Source organism: Lysinibacillus sp. NPDC097279 (genome assembly GCF_044761745.1).
GTDB lineage: Bacteria > Bacillota > Bacilli > Bacillales_A > Planococcaceae > Lysinibacillus.
In genome coordinates this window covers 499,751-517,724 of the sequence record NZ_JBIWDA010000002.1, presented here as the reverse complement: position 1 = coordinate 517,724, position 17,974 = coordinate 499,751, and the positions used below count along the sequence as shown (strand labels likewise).

General features: G+C 38.5%; 18 protein-coding genes. 1 reads left to right on the top strand and 17 read right to left on the bottom strand.

What is annotated here, in order from left to right:
- Positions 1-86: 86 nt before the first annotated feature.
- The 10 genes from ACIQ1H_RS12630 to ACIQ1H_RS12585 form a co-directional block, all read right to left on the bottom strand.
- Positions 87-1,862 carry an ATP-binding protein gene (locus tag ACIQ1H_RS12630; protein WP_173478273.1) on the bottom strand — a complete coding sequence of 592 codons (1,776 nt, stop codon included), beginning with the start codon at positions 1,860-1,862 and terminating at the stop codon, positions 87-89.
- Complete coding sequence (locus ACIQ1H_RS12625; protein ID WP_024361488.1) at positions 1,855-2,571, bottom strand: response regulator transcription factor; 717 nt, start codon at positions 2,569-2,571, stop codon at positions 1,855-1,857. The genes ACIQ1H_RS12630 and ACIQ1H_RS12625 overlap by 8 nt, the downstream gene beginning before the upstream one ends.
- Positions 2,572-2,686: 115 nt before the next feature.
- Entirely contained in the window at positions 2,687-3,868 is a 1,182-nt protein-coding gene (ccsB, locus tag ACIQ1H_RS12620; RefSeq protein ID WP_173478272.1) for a c-type cytochrome biogenesis protein CcsB, read from the bottom strand.
- Entirely contained in the window at positions 3,865-5,538 is a 1,674-nt protein-coding gene (gene resB, locus ACIQ1H_RS12615) for a cytochrome c biogenesis protein ResB (protein ID WP_402889166.1), read from the bottom strand. Before resB ends, ccsB begins: the two co-directional genes overlap by 4 nt.
- Positions 5,539-5,551: 13 nt before the next feature.
- Positions 5,552-6,085 (bottom strand): thiol-disulfide oxidoreductase ResA, encoded by a 534-nt coding sequence (resA, locus tag ACIQ1H_RS12610; protein ID WP_173478270.1) that lies wholly within the window; start codon positions 6,083-6,085, stop codon positions 5,552-5,554.
- A gap of 277 nt (positions 6,086-6,362) precedes the next feature.
- The gene (locus ACIQ1H_RS12605; RefSeq protein ID WP_173478269.1) at positions 6,363-7,094 is read right to left on the bottom strand and encodes a pseudouridine synthase; all 732 of its coding nucleotides are present in this window, start codon (positions 7,092-7,094) and stop codon (positions 6,363-6,365) included.
- Positions 7,095-7,442: 348 nt separating this feature from the next.
- Positions 7,443-7,946, bottom strand: coding sequence for a hypothetical protein (locus ACIQ1H_RS12600; protein WP_402889164.1), 504 nt, complete (start codon positions 7,944-7,946; stop codon positions 7,443-7,445).
- A gap of 214 nt (positions 7,947-8,160) precedes the next feature.
- Positions 8,161-9,231, bottom strand: a complete 1,071-nt coding sequence (locus ACIQ1H_RS12595; protein ID WP_402889162.1) for a D-alanyl-D-alanine carboxypeptidase family protein — start codon at positions 9,229-9,231, stop codon at positions 8,161-8,163.
- Positions 9,232-9,309: 78 nt separating this feature from the next.
- Complete coding sequence (scpB, locus tag ACIQ1H_RS12590; protein WP_139859748.1) at positions 9,310-9,903, bottom strand: SMC-Scp complex subunit ScpB; 594 nt, start codon at positions 9,901-9,903, stop codon at positions 9,310-9,312.
- Entirely contained in the window at positions 9,875-10,654 is a 780-nt protein-coding gene (locus ACIQ1H_RS12585) for a segregation/condensation protein A (protein WP_139859742.1), read from the bottom strand. Before ACIQ1H_RS12585 ends, scpB begins: the two co-directional genes overlap by 29 nt.
- Before the next feature lie 55 nt (positions 10,655-10,709).
- Between ACIQ1H_RS12585 and ACIQ1H_RS12580 the strand changes: the two genes are divergently transcribed.
- Entirely contained in the window at positions 10,710-11,213 is a 504-nt protein-coding gene (locus ACIQ1H_RS12580; RefSeq protein ID WP_402889160.1) for a DUF309 domain-containing protein, read from the top strand.
- On the opposite strand, the gene ACIQ1H_RS12575 is transcribed toward ACIQ1H_RS12580, so the two are convergent.
- From ACIQ1H_RS12575 to ACIQ1H_RS12545, 7 genes are all read right to left on the bottom strand, one after another.
- Positions 11,210-11,581 carry a GNAT family N-acetyltransferase gene (locus tag ACIQ1H_RS12575; RefSeq protein ID WP_402889158.1) on the bottom strand — a complete coding sequence of 124 codons (372 nt, stop codon included), beginning with the start codon at positions 11,579-11,581 and terminating at the stop codon, positions 11,210-11,212. The two genes, ACIQ1H_RS12580 and ACIQ1H_RS12575, sit on opposite strands and share 4 nt — an antisense overlap.
- 199 nt (positions 11,582-11,780) lie before the next feature.
- On the bottom strand, positions 11,781-13,100 hold the full coding sequence (gene lysA / locus ACIQ1H_RS12570; protein ID WP_402889157.1) for a diaminopimelate decarboxylase: 1,320 nt from the start codon (positions 13,098-13,100) through the stop codon (positions 11,781-11,783).
- Positions 13,101-13,308: 208 nt separating this feature from the next.
- The gene (locus tag ACIQ1H_RS12565) at positions 13,309-14,751 is read right to left on the bottom strand and encodes a spore germination protein (protein WP_173478265.1); all 1,443 of its coding nucleotides are present in this window, start codon (positions 14,749-14,751) and stop codon (positions 13,309-13,311) included.
- Positions 14,752-14,766: 15 nt separating this feature from the next.
- Positions 14,767-15,555 carry a SigF/SigG family RNA polymerase sporulation sigma factor gene (locus ACIQ1H_RS12560; protein ID WP_337981793.1) on the bottom strand — a complete coding sequence of 263 codons (789 nt, stop codon included), beginning with the start codon at positions 15,553-15,555 and terminating at the stop codon, positions 14,767-14,769.
- Between the two features lie 10 nt (positions 15,556-15,565).
- A complete protein-coding gene (spoIIAB, locus tag ACIQ1H_RS12555) occupies positions 15,566-16,006 on the bottom strand; it encodes an anti-sigma F factor (protein ID WP_173478263.1) in 441 nt (146 codons plus the stop codon).
- Positions 15,999-16,352: an anti-sigma F factor antagonist gene (gene spoIIAA, locus ACIQ1H_RS12550; RefSeq protein ID WP_173478262.1), complete on the bottom strand. Its 354-nt coding sequence runs from the start codon at positions 16,350-16,352 to the stop codon at positions 15,999-16,001. The genes spoIIAB and spoIIAA overlap by 8 nt, the downstream gene beginning before the upstream one ends.
- A 369-nt stretch (positions 16,353-16,721) precedes the next feature.
- A complete protein-coding gene (locus ACIQ1H_RS12545) occupies positions 16,722-17,972 on the bottom strand; it encodes a thymidine phosphorylase (protein WP_402889154.1) in 1,251 nt (416 codons plus the stop codon).
- Positions 17,973-17,974 lie beyond the last annotated feature (2 nt).

Here is a 17,974-nt window from a genome sequence, read left to right as displayed (position 1 = left end):
TATAAACCTCCATGCAAAAAGCTTACAGGCATTGGCATAAGTCAGCTAATACACTTTTCAAATCAATGGGTTTTTAACGGACAAAGTTAGTCAAATGGTAAATAGAAAGTAAAGGTTGTACCTTCTTTTAATACGCTGTCGACCATAATATTCCCAGAATGAGCTTTTACAATATTTCGAGCAATGGCAAGCCCTAAACCCGTTCCCCCTTTAGAACGTGTACGCGCTTTATCTGCCTTGTAAAAACGCTCAAAAACATACGGCAAATCTTCCTGTGGAATTCCATGGCCCGTATCCTGAACAGATATTTTGGCAAAAGTCGGCTCCTGCTCTACTTTCACAAAGACAGAGCCCTCATCTGTATGACGCAGTGCATTATCTACTAAATTCGTTAACACTTGTTCAATACGATCCTCATCCATGCTTATTACCGCATCTTCATCAAACTCACTATTAAATAGGAGCTGCACATGCTTCTCTTTTGCTACTTGAGCAAATTTTTGTGTAATGCGCTCAAATGTCGCGTTAATTGGTACTTCATCTTTGTATAGTGTCATATGTCCAGATTCCATGCGTGCTAAATCCAATAAATCTGTAACTAAACGTCCCATACGCTTTGATTCATCATAAATAATTTTCGTAATCTCATTGCGCTCTTCTTGATCTTGAATAAAATCATCATCCATTAGTGCTTCTGAGTAGCCCTGAAGCATGGAAATAGGTGTCCGTAGCTCATGTGATACATTGGCAATAAAGTCTGAGCGAAGCTTTTCTAGACGATGCTGCTCTGTCATATCACGAATAACAGCAACAGCTCCTCGTATCAATTCCCCACTATAGAGCGGGCTAATCGTAAATGTATAATAATTTCCATCCATCTCAATTTCTTCTTCTAGTTTATCCTCAAACATTAATACGTGATCAAGCATATGATATAGCTCAGGCGGAATAGGCTTCGCACTTTGAGAGCCTTTATTGACAAACCATTTTTGCATTAAGCGTTCCGCAGGTGGATTGCTAAGTAAAATAGTACGATCACGATTAAACGTAATAACAGCGTCAGTCATAGAAGTTAAAATATTGGACAATTGCTCATTCTCTTGATTGATTACCTCTAAATTGTGCTTTAATTGGCGTCCCATTTGATTGAATGCAACTGCAAGCTGCCCAATTTCATCGTTTTGCGTTGTCGGCATTTTAGCCTCGAAATTCCCTTTTGCAATTTCGAACGCAAGCTCGCGCATTTTTCGTAGCGGCGAAGTAATACGTGATGATAGGAAAAAGGCAAAGAATGTCGTTAACACAAAAGCAATAAACGCCGCTAAAAAGACAATTTTCGTAGTCTCTTTTGACGTTTTATGTAACGCATCTGGACTTTGGTAAATAAAGACCGCACCATGCACTTCATTTTCCACATTTAATGGGAAACCTAGCACGACATACGATTCCATTTTTTCTTTATCAGTCGACGATGGCATCATCATTTCCTTAATGATAGGATCATCTGATTTAAATACTTCGTGGAATGCTTTATTCGCTAAAATTGCATCTTGTATTTCTTCTTTATTAACGCCTTCTTGCATCGCAAATGTTACTTCCAGATGATTAATGGCAATAAGTGCATTTGTCCCATCAGGTAAAATATCTGTTAATAATTGCGAAGTCGATTCTGCTGTCTCATTGTCGTCCACTATACTCGCTATTGTTGCAGCCGTTTGACGCAATGAAATTTCCGCTTGCTGCATGTGATAGTTTTGAAGAAATTCGAGCATTAAAACCGTGAAAACAAATAATACAAATGAAACGAGAAGCAATATGGTTACCCATAGCTTCCCGACAACACTGTTCCATATTCTATTCATTGACAACCTCAAATTTGTAGCCAACGCCCCAAACAGTGACAATCATTTTTGCAGCGTTTTCTGAAACACGATTAAGCTTCTCACGTAATCGCTTCACATGTGTATCTACTGTACGTAGATCGCCAAAGAAATCGTAATGCCAAACCTCTTTTAGTAATTGTTCACGGTCAAATACTTTGTCTGGAGATTTTGCAAGGAAATACAATAATTCATACTCTTTCGGTGTTAAGTTTACTTCGATTCCCTCTGCAGTTACACGGTGAGCATCATGATCTATCATCAAGTGTTGGAATACCACTAAATCTTTAGATGAAGATGCATTTGTTGTAGGTGAAAATGCTTGTGAGCGACGTAGAATAGCTTTTACACGTAGCACTACCTCGCGAGGACTAAATGGCTTTACAATATAATCATCTGCCCCAAGCTCGAAGCCTTGTACACGGTTTGCTTCCTCACCCTTTGCAGTTAATAAAATAATTGGCGTAGCAGCACGTTCTCTAATTTCTGCACAAACTTCTAGCCCATCTTTTTCAGGCATCATAATATCTAGTAAAATACAGTGATATTCTTTTTCTAAAGATTTCTCGATCGCTTCTTCACCATTCTCTGCTTCGTCGACTTGGTATCCTTCGCGCTCCAAATACATTTTTAATAAGCGGCGAATACGATCCTCATCGTCTACTACTAATACTGAAATATTCTCTGACACTTTCACGATCCCTCTCTTCCAAACTTTCTCTACCCTCTATTGTACATGGTACACAACGTCTTGAAAAGAAAAGAAAGCCCTTTCGCCGCAGCGAAAAGGCTTTTCGTTCCCATTGTTACGCGTAGGAGTGTAAACCTGCAAGAATTAAGTTAACAGCTATTAGGTTAAATAAAATAATACCAAAGCCGATTAATGCTAACCAAGCCGATTTTTCACCTTCCCAGCCCTTAGATAGACGTAGATGTAGGAATGCTGCATAGAATAACCATGTAATAAGAGCCCATACTTCTTTCGGGTCCCATCCCCAGAAACGACTCCATGCAAGTTGTGCCCAAATCATCGCAAAGATGAGTGCACCTAACGTGAAAACTGGGAAACCGATAATTACAGATCGATAACCAATTTCATCTAATAATTGTAGATTTACACGTTTAACAAGTGGCTGGAATATTGCGCTAATTCGTCGACGTGCAATCAGGCGAATTAATAAGTATAGTAATGACCCTACTAATAATGACCAAACGACCGTTGTTAATTTTTTCGCATTAATAAGTGCAGGCATTTCTACTAATGGCGACATGCCATGTTCCTCTACTGCCTCATAATCGTGCATACCAAAAATCGGTGGCAAATTGTAAGTAATTTGACGAGATACACCTTCTTTATCAAGATACGTGTATTTCGATTCGTAATGCATAGCACTAAATGTAGATGACACAATAACAAACCCAATAACAACAACTAAACAGTACATAACCGCTTCAAGCCAGAAACGTTGCTTTGAAGGTTTCTTTAAATCAACTACTTTTAATAAATAAATTAATCCTGCAACTGCACTAATTGCTAATATTGATTGCCCCATTGCAGCTGTAATTACGTGAATTGTTAACCAATAACTTTGTAATGAAGGTACTAATGGACTTACTTCGCTCGGGAACATCGACGCATATGCAATAATTAAAAGCGCTACAGGTAACGCTACAAATCCTAATGCTGTCAGACGATAAATAAAGTAAATTAAAATGAATGCTGCAACGATAAACATCCCAAAAGCAGTCGTAAATTCAAACATATTACTTACAGGAGCGTGCCCTGTATGAATCCAACGTGTAATAAAATAACCTAGTTGTGCTAGGAAACCAATAATCGTAACTGTGATTGCCAGTTTACCCCATTTATCAGTATTTTTACCTGAAGCATTGGATTGTTTAATTGCACCGCCAAATAATAAGGTTGCTACTAGATAGGCTACAAATGCAACAAATAATAGATTCCCACTTAAGTCAATCAAACTCATAAGGTGTTGTCACCTTCCTTTTTATTTTTGCCACGGCTTGTGGACGCTTCGTCCTCTTCTGCGGTATCTAACTGATCTTGATATTGTGGTAGACCAGCAAATGCAGTCACGGCATCTAAATCTTTTTTCATGCTAAACATGTTTTTGTTTACGTGGGCAGCCATCAGTAATTTACCATCCGGCTCTACTTGTAACCAAAGACGACGGTGGTTCCAATATGAACCAATCGCAACGCCAATCATGAAAATAATACCACCAACAAATAAAATAGGGATTGTGCGGTCTTTACGTATCGTAAAGCCTGACAAATCTCGTGTTTCTACACTTGTAAATTTCATTTTGTATTGATTTTCGCCTAGTGGTTCTAGTGTTTGTTTAATAGCAACAAAGCTTGTTTCACCCTCTGGTGTTTCTGGTGTCGTCATTTTAAATAGAAATGCTGGATTATTAGGAACAGACGTCGCAGTTTGCGGTACACCATTTTCAAAACCAGAGAAGTCTGGTGTGTAGACAAGTAGTTTAACAGATGTACCATTTCCTAAATCGTAGTCCTTTTTAGGATTTGTTAAATCGATTTCTACTGTACCAAGTGATTGCTCAGTTGTTTTATTAACTAGTTCAAAATTCATTTGCTTTAATTCATTTAGACGATAATCCATTTGATATAATGCGTAGCCTGCTTCTTTTAACGGATGGTTCACTCGAACAGAATAATCTTTTACCTTCTCTAGATTATCTATATCACCTGCGATGGCATCTTCAGGCTGTTTGTATAACGTTACATTCGTTTGGAAGTTTTTCGCAACGACGTTTACACCTTGTTTCAGCTGTTCGCCTTGTGGTGTATTATCATGTGTTTCTAAAATAAATTCATGATTTTCAATAAAATAACCTTCCATGCCAGTGATTGCACGTTTTTCACCTTCACGCACCCAAATTGATTCATCGACATAAAAACCAGGAACTAAACGCAACATAACCCCTGCTAAAAAGATAATGAGGCCTACATGATTTATGTACGGACCGTAACGAGCGAAACGTCCTTTTTCTGCTAACAAAGCACTTCCATCTCGACGAACTTTATATTTCATCTCAGTCATTTTCTTTTCGACCTTATTAAGCGTCTCTTCAGGGCTTTCCGTCACTTGCCCTTCAGCAATAATACGTTGGCGCTTCATAAAGCTTTCATGGCGCTTTACTCGTTGATTTTTCAATGATTTATAAAGTGGTATACCACGGTCAAGACTTGCAACAATAATCGAAACTGCAAGCATCCCTACTAAAATTTGGAACCACCAAGAGCTATATAAATCTGAAAGACCTAATGTATAATAGATTTTCCCTACGAAACCATAAACATCCTCGTAATATGCTCCTTTTTCTATGTCAGAAGCTTTTACGTAAAATTCTTGCGGTAGTAACGTACCGATTGAAGCTGCTATTAATGTGATAATAATTAAAGCGATTCCAACTTTAACACTAGAGAAAAAATTCCAAATTTTATCGACAATTGTTTTGTTGTACGTTTTTGAGCGAATAGCCGTACCATCATAGCGCATATCGACAACTTTATTTTGTTTTTCTTCTTCGGTTAAAGGACGACCACATTTCTCACAGAGCTTCGTGCCAAACGGATTACTATGTCCACAAGCACAAATAATATTCTCCATCGTCAATTACCCCTCATTTTGGCTTTATTAATTCCATGTAAGAAGCGATATTCGCCTCTGTCATTTCTCCAGTAGTAATTTTAACTACCTTGCCATCTGGATCAATTAAAACAGTTGCAGGTAAATTTCCAACATTATAGGCAGTCATAACACTTTTTGTTTTATCAATTACTACAGGAAATGTAAGACCGTACTTATCGACAAAATTTTGCACTTCAAAATCTGTTTGTGCAATATTGACAGCTAATGTTTGAACACCTAGGTCTTTAAAGACTTGATATTGATTGTTCATCGCTGGCATTTCTTTCTCACATGGCTTACACCAAGTTCCCCAGAAATTCAAAAATACCCCCTGCCCTCTATAATCAGACAGTTTGTGTTTCTCTCCATTTAAATCTACTAACGTGAAGTTCGGTGCCTCAGAGCCAACTGCTACTAACTCTACCTTATCCTTTGTCGCTGTCCCGTAAACAGTGTACCCTATGGCAAGCGCCAAAATAACTAAAATAATGGTACGGGTTACAAGACGTTTTTTCTTTTTCTCCAAGTTAATAAACCCCCTACTCAAATACGCCTCGAGGTAATGATGTCGATATTTCGCCTTTTTGCAAGAAACATCTGTTATATCTCCCCGAGACTTACTTTGTTCAGCGTCTGCTGGATAAATTTAAAACTGGTGGACTATTCTCACCTATTATAGCAAAATGATACAAATTAACTTAGTTATTAATTATGAATGATTTATGAACGTTTTCACACGTGGAAAGTGAAAAACTCACTATACGGATAACCGTATGTTTACTTCCCATCGCAAATGTGTCAATTTAGCCGATTTGTCCCGTTTCAGCTAACACACGCAGTTGCTTGACTTCATGTTTCGACAATTCACGGTATTCTCCTGGTGTTAAGCCATATAAATCTAAAAATGCAAAACGTTCACGTTTCAGTTTAACGACTGGTGTACCGATTGCTTCAAACATACGACGCACTTGACGATTTCGCCCTTCGTGAATCGTAATTTCACAAATCGCCTTGCCCGCTTGCTCATCAAAAGAAGTCATACTCACTTTTGCTGGTGCTGTTTTACCATCTTCTAATTTAATACCACGTTGTAGCTTTTTTAGCCCCTCAATTGTAGGTATACCTTTTACCCGTGCAATGTACGTTTTATCAATTTTAAATTTTGGATGCGTCAACATATAAGAAAACTCTCCATCATTTGTCAGTAATAATAATCCAGATGTATCATAATCTAGACGACCAACAGGGAAAATACGTTGCGGAATATGCTTAAATAAATCTGTGACAGTTTTGCGTCCTTTATCGTCTGTTACAGCAGAAATTGTTCCGCGTGGTTTGTATAGTAGGTAGTAGACTTTATCTTCTTTCTCAAGCTTTACACCTTCTACTTCAATTGTATCCGAGTTAGATACTTTTGTTCCTAGCTCTCTTACAACAACACCGTTTACCTTTACTTTACCTTCTACAATTAATTGCTCTGCTTTACGCCTTGAAGCGACACCAGCATAGGCAATAACTTTTTGTAATCTTTCCATTCTTTCACCTCTAGTTAAAAATGTAACCTTTTTAAGATTATTTTTCCCGTCAATCTGTGAAAATTATGTCATACTTTTGTGTAATATAAAAGAGAAACTAATTACGCACTAGTAATACGACAATTCTAAATAGTGTATTATTTGCTAGTTTATCAATTATTTTTCTGTACGTAGCCTAAAGATTCTTCGATATACACTATTTATTTCTAATATAGACCAATCAACAAAATGCAAATCGTATTTAGTCCGCATATTAAAAAAAAGTGCCAGGCACTCACACAATTTTTCCGCATATAGTGTATTTTATAACCTAATTAAAAAAGCTGCCCTCCTTGGGCAGCTTTTTAATTATTCATTTTCACTATATACATTTTCGATTGTCATGCCTTGTTTACTTAATTCATAATTAATATATGTTTTCGCTTTTGATAACTTCGACGATAAAGATTGTTCGATTGAAGAACCATCTTTTACCGTAAAAATAAGCTTATCTGGTTTTGTAACGCCATCTTTTTGTACATTTATTTGTTCGACTTTAACAATCTCATCCCAGCTTGTCGAGTCTTCTTGTAAACTAAAAAATTGATTCATATGTAAGCCTTTTTCGTCAATAATTTGATAATGATTGATACATAAAAATAAGATTACAAGAACGAGCAGCCAAGATGTTCCAACAATCGTTCGTTGTACATATCTTCCCTTTTTCGTAGTTGTAGAAATCAAAATATTTATTAATAAAATTATGGCCATTGCAATTAAGGCAAACATTAAAATAATATATGCTTTAAAAACGGTCTCAAAAAGGTAAAATTCTTGCGGTCGATAAAGTAGCTCCTGAATGGGGAATAACAAAATAAAGGGTGCTGTAAAGCTTGAAAGAAATAAAATAATGATGATAGCGATTTGCGTTTGCTTACGATTTTTTTCACTAGTAGCGATAATTGTTTACCTCCTAATGCTTCTCTATTACAACTCTCATTATTTTACACTATTTACAATAAATATAAAATACTTTCAAGTAAACAATTCTCCCTATCAGTCATTATAAAAAATCAGCGCATCGCTTTTAACGATCCGCTGATTCTACTTTTACAGGCGTTGCATAAATACGCTCTTCCCCAATAAATATCGAAAGCACTGCTTCCTTTCTTTTTCTGGACACCTGAAGTACTTGCCTAACTATCTTTTTTTCCTCTTTGTTTAATTGCAATTGAATTGGTTGCTCTAGACGGATAGCCAGTTTATTGTTGACATTGTATTTGCCCTTTTTCACAACTGTCTCCATATCATAATTTTGCCAAACCTCATTTGCTAAGCCTCGATGGATATTCCAGTCATCCGATGCATTTAAAGTGACTACAATACATGTTTGCCCATCTTTATGAAAAGCGGTTGCCAATGTTCTTCCTGCTACCTTTGTAAATCCAGTCTTTCCAGCAAAAGCCGTGCCCGTTGCTGATTTTAACGAACTAACAGGTTGCTCTGTTTCATCATCTATATCTGCCGCGACTCCTGAGCCTTCTCGTAATAAGCGGTGTTTATTTTCCCAAAGCATGCCGTTTTCTGTGTCAGCTCGATAAAGGATAGTAGATGCAATTTTTTCAAAGGTTTTGTTTTGAAGTGCTAATCTCAACATCTCAGCCGTATCCCTTGCAGATGATAAATGCTCGTCATGATGCAAGCCAGATGGATTCATAAAAACTGTATTTCTGAGACCAGCAATAACCGCTCGTTCGTTCATTAATTTGACAAAGCCTTCAACTGAACCGCCAGCATGTTCGGCTAATGCTGTTGCAGCGTCATTGCCCGATCGCAGCATTAAGCCATAGAGCAAAGTTTCAACTGTTACCGTCTCACCCGCTTGCAGATAAATAGAAGAGCCTTCAGCCATTGCAGCCCTTGGAGAAATGACTACCTCATCTTGTAAATCACTGTTTTCAATAGCAACGAGAGCTGTCCAAATTTTTGTTAAGCTTGCGATTGGGAGCCTTGCATCACTATTAGTCCCTGATAATACACGACCTGTGTCGCCGTCTAACACAACATGGCCGCTTCCGCCTCTTGCCAAACCGTTTTGTGGAAAAACTAAAATCCCCACTACAATCATGCACAACAATACTCGTAGTAACCGTAGCAACAAGCCACTCCTTATTATAAGTGATAGATAAGTATAACGATGAACCTAAAAAGGAAAGCGATTAGCACATTTCCTCAATTACTTAACGCCATTAAAAGTTTCTTGGAATTTGGTCATAAATAAATCCGTTTCTTGCTCTGCATCTCCATTTTCCTCCTCAGGTAATGGAGGCATTTCTTCAATACTATTTAAGCCAAAGTAATTTAAGAACTCTTTCGTTGTACCATATAAAATGGCACGTCCAGTTCCTTCTGAACGGCCAACCTCTTTCACTAGCCCTCTGGAAGCGAGTGTTTGCAGTGGTCGTTCACATTTTACGCCACGTAAATCTTCAATTGCCACCCTTGTAATAGGCTGTTTATATGCCACTATAGCCAACACTTCTAAGGATGCCTGAGATAATGATTGTGCAGTGGGATTCTCAACTAATTTTTGAATCGTATCTGCAAGCTCTTGCTTTGTAATTAACTGATAAACACCAGCCATTTCTTTAATTGTAATTCCTCTATTTTCATCTTTCTCATATGCTGCACATAAAGCATCCATAGCTTGTGCAACTACTTCCTCCGCATCACCAAGTAGCTGTGCTAATTGCTTAATCGTTAAGCCATCATCTCCTACAACAAATAATAAAGCTTCAATTCTACTTTGTAGGATCATTGTTTTCGTCATCATCCCATTCCTCCTTCTGTAATGTGACCGTTAGTTCTTCAAAATTACCGTCTTGCTCAACAAGGACAATCTGACGTTTCATCAGTTCAAGCAGTGATAAAAACGTTAAAATCAATGTTGGTTTATCTTCATAGGGAAAAAGCTCGAAAAATGACGCACGTCCACCTGTAGAACGTAAAGAATTCACAACAGAACGCATTTGATCCTTAACGGAGCGCTCCTGCCTCGTGACAGTTGTTTTCAATGGCTTTTTCAATTTTTTTCTGCGCATCAGCTTTTGGAAGGCGCCAAGCATATCATATATATTGACATTCATATCGAACAACGCCATTTGCTCATCTGAAGCCAATCCCGATAAATCTGAAGGTGGTCTTGTAAACACCTGCGCTCTATCCGATTCAAGCTCCTGTAGATTGCCTGCCGCTTCTTTATATTTTTTATATTCTATTAAACGTTGCACCAGTTCCTCACGAGGGTCAGGTCCATCGACTTCAATTTCCGCATCCTCTAGCTCTCCTTCATGTATCGGTAGGAGCATACGGCTTTTAATGGCTAAAAGTGTAGCAGCCATCACTAAATACTCACTCGCCTCATTTAATTCCAGAACCTGCATTGCATGGATATGATCTATATATTGTTGCGTAATTTCTGCCATTGGAATATCATAGATATCAATTTCCAATCTGTGAATTAAGTGCAATAATAGATCAAGAGGTCCTGAAAAGGCTTCTAATTTTACTTCGTAAGACATTATTTTACCACCCTGATATTCAATGTTCTTTTAGTATAGTGGAAAGGAGTCCAAAATGCATCCACAGCACCATACTTTATTTATAGATTACTGTGCCTATTTCAATGGCAATGGGGATTTTTTTGAATGCCATGAAGTACTTGAGGAATATTGGAAGGACATCGCGCCTGGCAATAAAAATCATCCTCTTGTAGGTTATGTTCAATTAGCGACAGGATTATATCATTGGCGTCGCGGCAACGCAACGGGTGCTTTCAAAATCCTACATAAAGCACTCAACAATTTTCAACTTAATAAAGGCAATGTATTTTTTAATGAAATAGACTACACCACTCTTCTCGCACAATTAACGGAAACTCTAGACCATATTCAAACGGGCAAGTCCTTTCAGGCGTTTCAATTACCGCTAATGCCTGCTTTACATGATTTAGTGATGGCACGCATATTGCTTTTACCTGAAAGTAGCTCTGACTATCTTCTTCATAAACATATGCTACGTGATCGCTCACATATTCTTGCTGAGCGGCAAGAAAGCAAACAAAGAAAAAGCAGACGTTAATTTTCGTCTGCTTTTTCTTCATTACATTTTATACATTTTTGCACAAATTCACGGGTTTCATCCGTTGCACGTACTTGTTCGTACTGGCCAAGATCTGCTACTTCTTGTAGCATCTCTTTGGCTACACCTTCACCTCTATAGGATGGAACTACAGAGACGTGCTGAATAGTTGCCGTGTTATTGTCAACTACAAGCCCGACGATTCCAACATACTCATCGTTCTTTTTCCATAAATATAATACCCAATTCTCATCATTTTCATAAGATTGGATTGTCTCTGTGAGCTTTTTAATGTCTTTTTCGTTAGGCATAAACGAGAGTAGCCCCATCGCTATTTTCTCGAAAGCTTTTTTATATCGAATTAACATATTTGTCTATTCCCTCTTTTTCTAGCTGTACATAATCTTTGACTATCCTACACGATTTGTACTATTACCGCAAGCCAATTTCTGTCTTACGAACCAGGGCCGAGAATACCTTTTGATGCTAACACCCAATAGACAACGCCCCACAATAAAATAAATGTCGTCATGGACGCTAATAAAACCCATTTATTTTTTCTCAAATTCATTCACCCTTTTTTAACGTTAACGGGAGATCATTTTGTACAATATCTTCATAACTTTCACGTTTAATGGCTAATTGGTGCTGTCCATTTTCTACAAATACCACCGCTGGACGTGGTAAACGATTGTAGTTACTCGCCATCGAATAGCCATATGCCCCAGTACAGAAGATTGCTAGTACATCACCTGAAGCTGCTTCTTGTAATTTTGCATCGATAATCAATTTATCGCCCGATTCACAAAGCTTTCCAGCTACAGTGTACGTCTCTTCTTTTGGTGCATTGGCTTTACTTGCAATAACCGCCTCGTATTTCGCATCGTAGAGTGCAGGACGGATATTGTCACTCATTCCGCCATCAACTGCAATGTAGTTACGTACATCTGGTACTGTTTTTTGAGAACCAATTGTATAAAGTGATGTGCCTGCATCGCCAACAAGTGAACGACCTGGTTCGATCCAGATTTCTGGCATCGTTAGTCCAAGTACAGTTGCTTTGTTTTTCACAACTGTAATCATATCCTCAACATATACTTGTGGCTCAAGCGGTGCATCTTCTTCTGTATAGCGAATACCAAAGCCCCCACCTAAGTTTAACACAGTACACGTAAAACCGTGAGTCTTGTTCCAACTAGAAATTTTGTCGATTAATTTTTCTCCCGCTAAACCAAAGCCCGCTGTATCAAAGATTTGAGAACCGATATGGCAGTGTAAGCCTAGAAGTTGTAAGTATTCATGTTTAAATGTTTGCTCAAACGCTTCATCTGCTTGGCCGTTATTTAAATCAAAGCCAAATTTAGAATCTGCTTGCCCTGTCGTAATGAAATCATGTGTATGTGCCTCAACACCTGGTGTGACACGCAACAAAATACGCATGTTTTGCTGACGGCGCTCTGAAATTTCTTTTAAAAGCTTAATTTCATAGAAGTTATCTACTACAATACAACCAATTTTTGAGTCAAAGGCTAGCTCTAATTCTGCAATACTTTTATTATTGCCATGGAAGTGAATGCGCTCTGCTGGGAATCCTGCTTTTAATGCTGTAAATAATTCTCCACCCGAGACAACATCCAATGATAGATTTTCCTCTGCTGCTAATTGGTACACCGCTACACATGCAAATGCTTTTGAAGCATAAGCTACTTCTGCCTTTACACCTAGTTTTTTAAATGTATCGATAAAGCCGCGTGCGCGTTTACGTATAAGCGCTGTATCGTACACAAAAAGTGGTGTACCGTATACTTTTGCAAGCTCTAGTGTGTCTACTTGTCCTATTGTTAAATGTCCATCTTCAGAAATCGCTTGTGTTCCATATAAATGCATTTGCATCTCTCCCTTTTTCACGTCTCCATTTTGTGAATTTGCGCCTCGTGGGTGTCTAAAAACCTAGTTTAAAAACATCTCCATCGAGGCATTATTTTTCATTAGCATGACCATTACATATTGGCCTGCTAACAAAAGTAATTTTTGCAAAAATCACAAAATACTATAGGTGAACTTTATCACATGAAAAAAGTGAGTGCAACGGCTCCTATGATCTTTTTCGCTGTTTGGAATCGACGATAAATGGTCTTAATGCATCCGACGTCATTGGGAAACGGATAATTACCCGAAGCATTGCTGTCGGGAAAAATGGTACGAGCGGCCATAAATACGGCGCTTGTAACGGACGCAATGAACATAAATACGTGAATAATATAAATATCCCAATGAATAATCCATCCGCCCCCCAAATGCCAGTCATAAGGAGCAAGAAAATTCTAAAGAGCTTAATGGAAATACTTAGCTCATAAGATGGAATAATAAATGTAAATATTGCTCCTACGGCTGTATATAACACAACTTCCGATGAGAAAACGCCAACATCGATGGCGATTTGTCCAATGATGACCCCTGCTACTAATCCCATTGCAGTGGATAATGGCGTAGGGGTATGAATGGCGGCCATCCTTAAAAATTCAATCCCTATATCAGCTATTAGGATTTGCAGTAATATTGGAATATGTGATTTTTCCTGACTACCTAAAAAGGACAAGGAATCAGGTAATAACGATTCGTTCGTTACAAATAAATACCACAATGGTAATAATAGTAACCCCATAACCGTTCCGAAATAACGCATAAAACGAACAAATGTCCCAACAATTGGCGCTTGTCTATATTCTTCAGCATGCTGCAATAAATGAAAAATTGTAATAGGTACTAAAATAACAGAAGGTGACGTGTCCACCATGATGGCCACATGCCCCTCTAATAAATGAGCAGCGACAATGTCAGGTCGTTCTGTATAACGCACAAATGGTATGGGGTGGAACTTTTGTTTAAATAGCCACTCCTCTAGAGATTTATCGGCCATCGTCAAACCATCATGATTAATTTGACCAAGACGCTGTCGCAATTTATCGAGCATTTCCTCATTTGCAATATCCTTCATAAACGCAATTGCGACATCGGTCTGACCGATTTTGGATATTTTATGTAGCTCGAAGCGTAAATTACTGTTGCGAATGCGTCGACGCACTAAAGCTGTATTTTGTGAAATCCCTTCCGTAAAGCCATCCCTTGAACCACGTATTACCTTTTCATTATCAGGCTCCTCAGGTGATCGTCCTGGATAATTTCGCAGCTCAGCAACATAACAGTAACCACTTTTCGTAATAAATGTTACTTGTCCACTTAAAATGGCGAGCAGGTAGGCTTTACGCTCTGTTTCTTCAGAACGGCCATGGAAGTTGAAAAGTGTTTCAAAATATTCTTTCTCATCGTCAATATCGATGTCTTCTTCAGGTAACATACTTGATAGTAACTGTGTTAAGGTTTCCCCATCTACAAGTCCACTTATATATGCACAAAGAACCGGCAAATCTTTGACAAATAAATGCTTAATGCCAACGTCAAATGATTCGCCGTCCCCAAATTGCTCTTTAAGAAAATCTTCGGCTTCTTCTAAGCTGTTAAATAGTTTATTTGTCATGCTGTCACCATTTTCTTAGATGTCTTTTTCTACTCCATGCTCCACTGTGGCACTTGTGGCCATCCAGCTTTTTAACTGCGCTAAAATCTTTTTCTCTAAACGAGATACTTGTACTTGTGAAATACCAAGCCTGTTGGCTATTTCCGTTTGTGTACAATCTGAAAAATAGCGTAAATAAATAATGGATTGCTCTCGAGGATCTAATCTTGTAAGCACTTCTTTGAGCGGAATATATTCAAATGGTTGCTCAGACTTTTCATCCTTCATTTGGTCCATTAACGTAATGGAATCCCCTTCACTTTCATACAATTGCTCATGTAAGGAAGCAGGATCCCTTAATGCATCCGAAGCCGTGACGATTTCCTCCGTCGTCACCCCAAGTACTTGTGCTAAATCTTGAATGGTCGGTGGATGCTCATTGTTCTTAATAAATTCGTCAGTTGCATGGCGTATTTTAAAGTTGAGCTCACGAATAGAGCGGCTAACCTTCACCATGCCATCATCCCTTAAGAACCGCTGTATTTCGCCGATAATCATCGGCACCGCATATGTGGAAAACTTCACATCGTATGCTAAATCAAACTTATCTACAGATTTCATAAGCCCTATACAGCCAATTTGAAATAAATCTTCGAGCTCCACGCCCCTTGTAGTGAAGCGTTGGACGATGGACCATACAAGTCTCGTATTCCCCTCAATCATTCGTTTACGAGCTTCATGGTCGCCCTGTTGTGAACGCGCAATTAAATCACGCATTTCCTCCTGTGACAAAAGCTTATCGGACGACTGTTCTATCGGCTTCACGATAGCAACCTCACATTACCGCTGTGCGAACCGAGTAAAATTTTTTCGTAAACGTTACTGTTGTGCCTTGTTGCCATTGAGACATGACTGTCAGCTGATCTGAAAAGCTATCCATAATTGTAAAGCCCATTCCCGAACGTTCCATTGCACTTTTCGTTGTAAACAAAGGTTCCATTGCTTGACTTACATCTGCAATACCAACCCCTTTATCCATTACAGATACGGTTACAATATCATCCTCACGTTTTGCATGGACTGTAACAACACCTTTACCATCCTCTTCATAACCGTGGATAATCGCATTGGAAACAGCTTCCGAGACAACTGTTTTAAATTCTGATAGCTCATCAATTGTTGGGTCTAATTGTGCGATAAAGCCTGTAATGGCTACACGTGCCAAAGCTTCATTTTCGCTAATTGCTAAAAAAGTTAATGTCATTTCGTTATCCATTTACAATCCCCCTAACTCGATCAATCGCTTCTTCCTCTGTTGCATCCATCATCCACGGCCCTAAACCAGAAAATTGAAATACTTTTCGCATTGTCGGCGATGGATTTAATAAAATTGTTCGTCCAGCCACTGCTTCTAATTCACGCATTCGACCAAGGACAAGGCCAACACCTGAACTATCCATAAACGATAGTCGTTCAAAATTCCAAATGATGGTCGTTACTGCGCCTTGAAATATTGCTGCAGAAATTTTAGCTCGAATTTGCTCTACTGCATGATGATCGAGCTCCCCAAATAAACGTACAACCACTGTCTCTCTTGTTACCATTTCTAATTGAAAATGCATGAACATCGCCTCCTCCTCGTGCAATTCCACATTCCTTTTGACAAATCCTTGCTGTTGACAGAACTAGTGCCAAGTCTTTCGAAATAGTGTAAAATCGACATTCTTATTGCTTTAAGGTTATGTGCAGTATGGGATAAATAAGAAAGTTTTAAACGTGGTCTACATTTTTTGTAAGTGTAACTGTGAAGGACGCCTTTTTATGTAGTTATTTAGTAAAAGGGCAGCCGAAAAACAAAAGAAAAAGTGTTCGATTGACTGCCGTCAATCGAACACTTTTTGCGTTGTCGTTGATGTTTTCTAAAGGGGATGTTCCCGTATGGCGTTCCGCCTTTTTTATCTTCAACTTCTGTATTCTTTTTATTTGATTAATTATGCAATTGTATAAGCTTGCTGTACTTTATCAACTGTTTCCTCGTTGATTTCACTGTTTGAATAAAGATATGCTATCGCTTCGCCAGTTGATACACGGTCACCTTTTTTCGCAACTAGCTGGATGCCCGCATCATAATCAAGAGCAGATTCCTTCGTTAAGCGACCTGCGCCGAGACTTACGCTTGCTTCACCAATCATCAATGCATTAATAGACTCTACAACGCCATCAGAAGCCGCTGTGACAGCAATTTTATGAGCAGTATCATTTTGCACGATATCCGCTAAATCTCCGCCTTGTGCCACAATAAACTCCTCAAACTTAGCAGCTGCTGTGCCATCTTCCAGCACTTTTTTGACTGCCGCATTTGCTGTTGTTTCATCTACTCCTGCTGCAATCTGGTACATAAGTGAAGAAATAATGATACACTCCTCTAGTAAATCAGCATGTGTCTCTTCTAAGCGACCACTTAGTAAAGCATAAGCTTCTACTACTTCTAGCTTATTACCAATCATTTTTCCTAGTGGATTATCCATATCACTAATATGTGCGACTACTTTACGCCCTAGTTTTTCACCAATTGCTGTCATCGCCTCAGCTAATTTTTTAGCTTCTTCTTCCGTTTTCATAAATGCACCAGAGCCACATTTCACATCTAGCACAATGCCATCTGCGCCACTTGCAATTTTTTTACTCATAATAGACGCAGCAATTAACGGAATAGAATCGACTGTACCCGTTACATCACGCAATGCATAAAGTTTTTTGTCCGCTGGCACTAGATTACCTGTTTGACCAGCAACAGCAATTTTATGTTTATTAACATTATCAATAAATTCTTGTGAAGACAGCTCTGTTTTTAAGCCTCGAATCGATTCTAGTTTGTCAATTGTACCACCTGTAATACCAAGGCCTTTACCACTAAACTTCGCCACTGGAATGCCTAGTGAAGCTATGATTGGCGTAACGATTAACGTTACTTTGTCACCGACACCGCCTGTTGAATGCTTATCTATTTTAAAGCCTTCAATCGAAGTTAAATCAATGACATCTCCAGATTCAATCATTGCCTTCGTTAAATAAAACGTTTCTTCATCTGTCATACCGATTAAACGAATGGCCATTAGCAAAGAGCTAGCCTGATAATCTGGAATAGAACCTTTTGTATAGCCTTCAACAAAGTATTGGATATCTGCCTGCGAAAGCTCCTTACCTTGTTTTTTCTTTTCAAATAGTTGCACCATATTCATCG

Bases quoted from the DNA above. Each gene is read 5' to 3' on its own strand.
- ACIQ1H_RS12545 (WP_402889154.1), bottom strand. From the start codon at position 17,972: ATGAATATGGTGCAACTATTTGAAAAGAAAAAACAAGGTAAGGAGCTT.
- lysA (WP_402889157.1), bottom strand. From the start codon at position 13,100: ATGCATTTATATGGAACACAAGCGATTTCTGAAGATGGACATTTAACA.
- ACIQ1H_RS12565 (WP_173478265.1), bottom strand. From the start codon at position 14,751: ATGACAAATAAACTATTTAACAGCTTAGAAGAAGCCGAAGATTTTCTT.
- ACIQ1H_RS12630 (WP_173478273.1), bottom strand. From the start codon at position 1,862: ATGAATAGAATATGGAACAGTGTTGTCGGGAAGCTATGGGTAACCATA.
- ACIQ1H_RS12605 (WP_173478269.1), bottom strand. From the start codon at position 7,094: ATGGAAAGATTACAAAAAGTTATTGCCTATGCTGGTGTCGCTTCAAGG.
- ACIQ1H_RS12580 (WP_402889160.1), top strand. From the start codon at position 10,710: ATGCATCCACAGCACCATACTTTATTTATAGATTACTGTGCCTATTTC.
- spoIIAB (WP_173478263.1), bottom strand. From the start codon at position 16,006: ATGGATAACGAAATGACATTAACTTTTTTAGCAATTAGCGAAAATGAA.
- resB (WP_402889166.1), bottom strand. From the start codon at position 5,538: ATGGAGAATATTATTTGTGCTTGTGGACATAGTAATCCGTTTGGCACG.
- ACIQ1H_RS12585 (WP_139859742.1), bottom strand. From the start codon at position 10,654: ATGTCTTACGAAGTAAAATTAGAAGCCTTTTCAGGACCTCTTGATCTA.
- scpB (WP_139859748.1), bottom strand. From the start codon at position 9,903: ATGACGAAAACAATGATCCTACAAAGTAGAATTGAAGCTTTATTATTT.
- spoIIAA (WP_173478262.1), bottom strand. From the start codon at position 16,352: ATGCATTTTCAATTAGAAATGGTAACAAGAGAGACAGTGGTTGTACGT.
- ACIQ1H_RS12575 (WP_402889158.1), bottom strand. From the start codon at position 11,581: ATGTTAATTCGATATAAAAAAGCTTTCGAGAAAATAGCGATGGGGCTA.
- ccsB (WP_173478272.1), bottom strand. From the start codon at position 3,868: ATGAGTTTGATTGACTTAAGTGGGAATCTATTATTTGTTGCATTTGTA.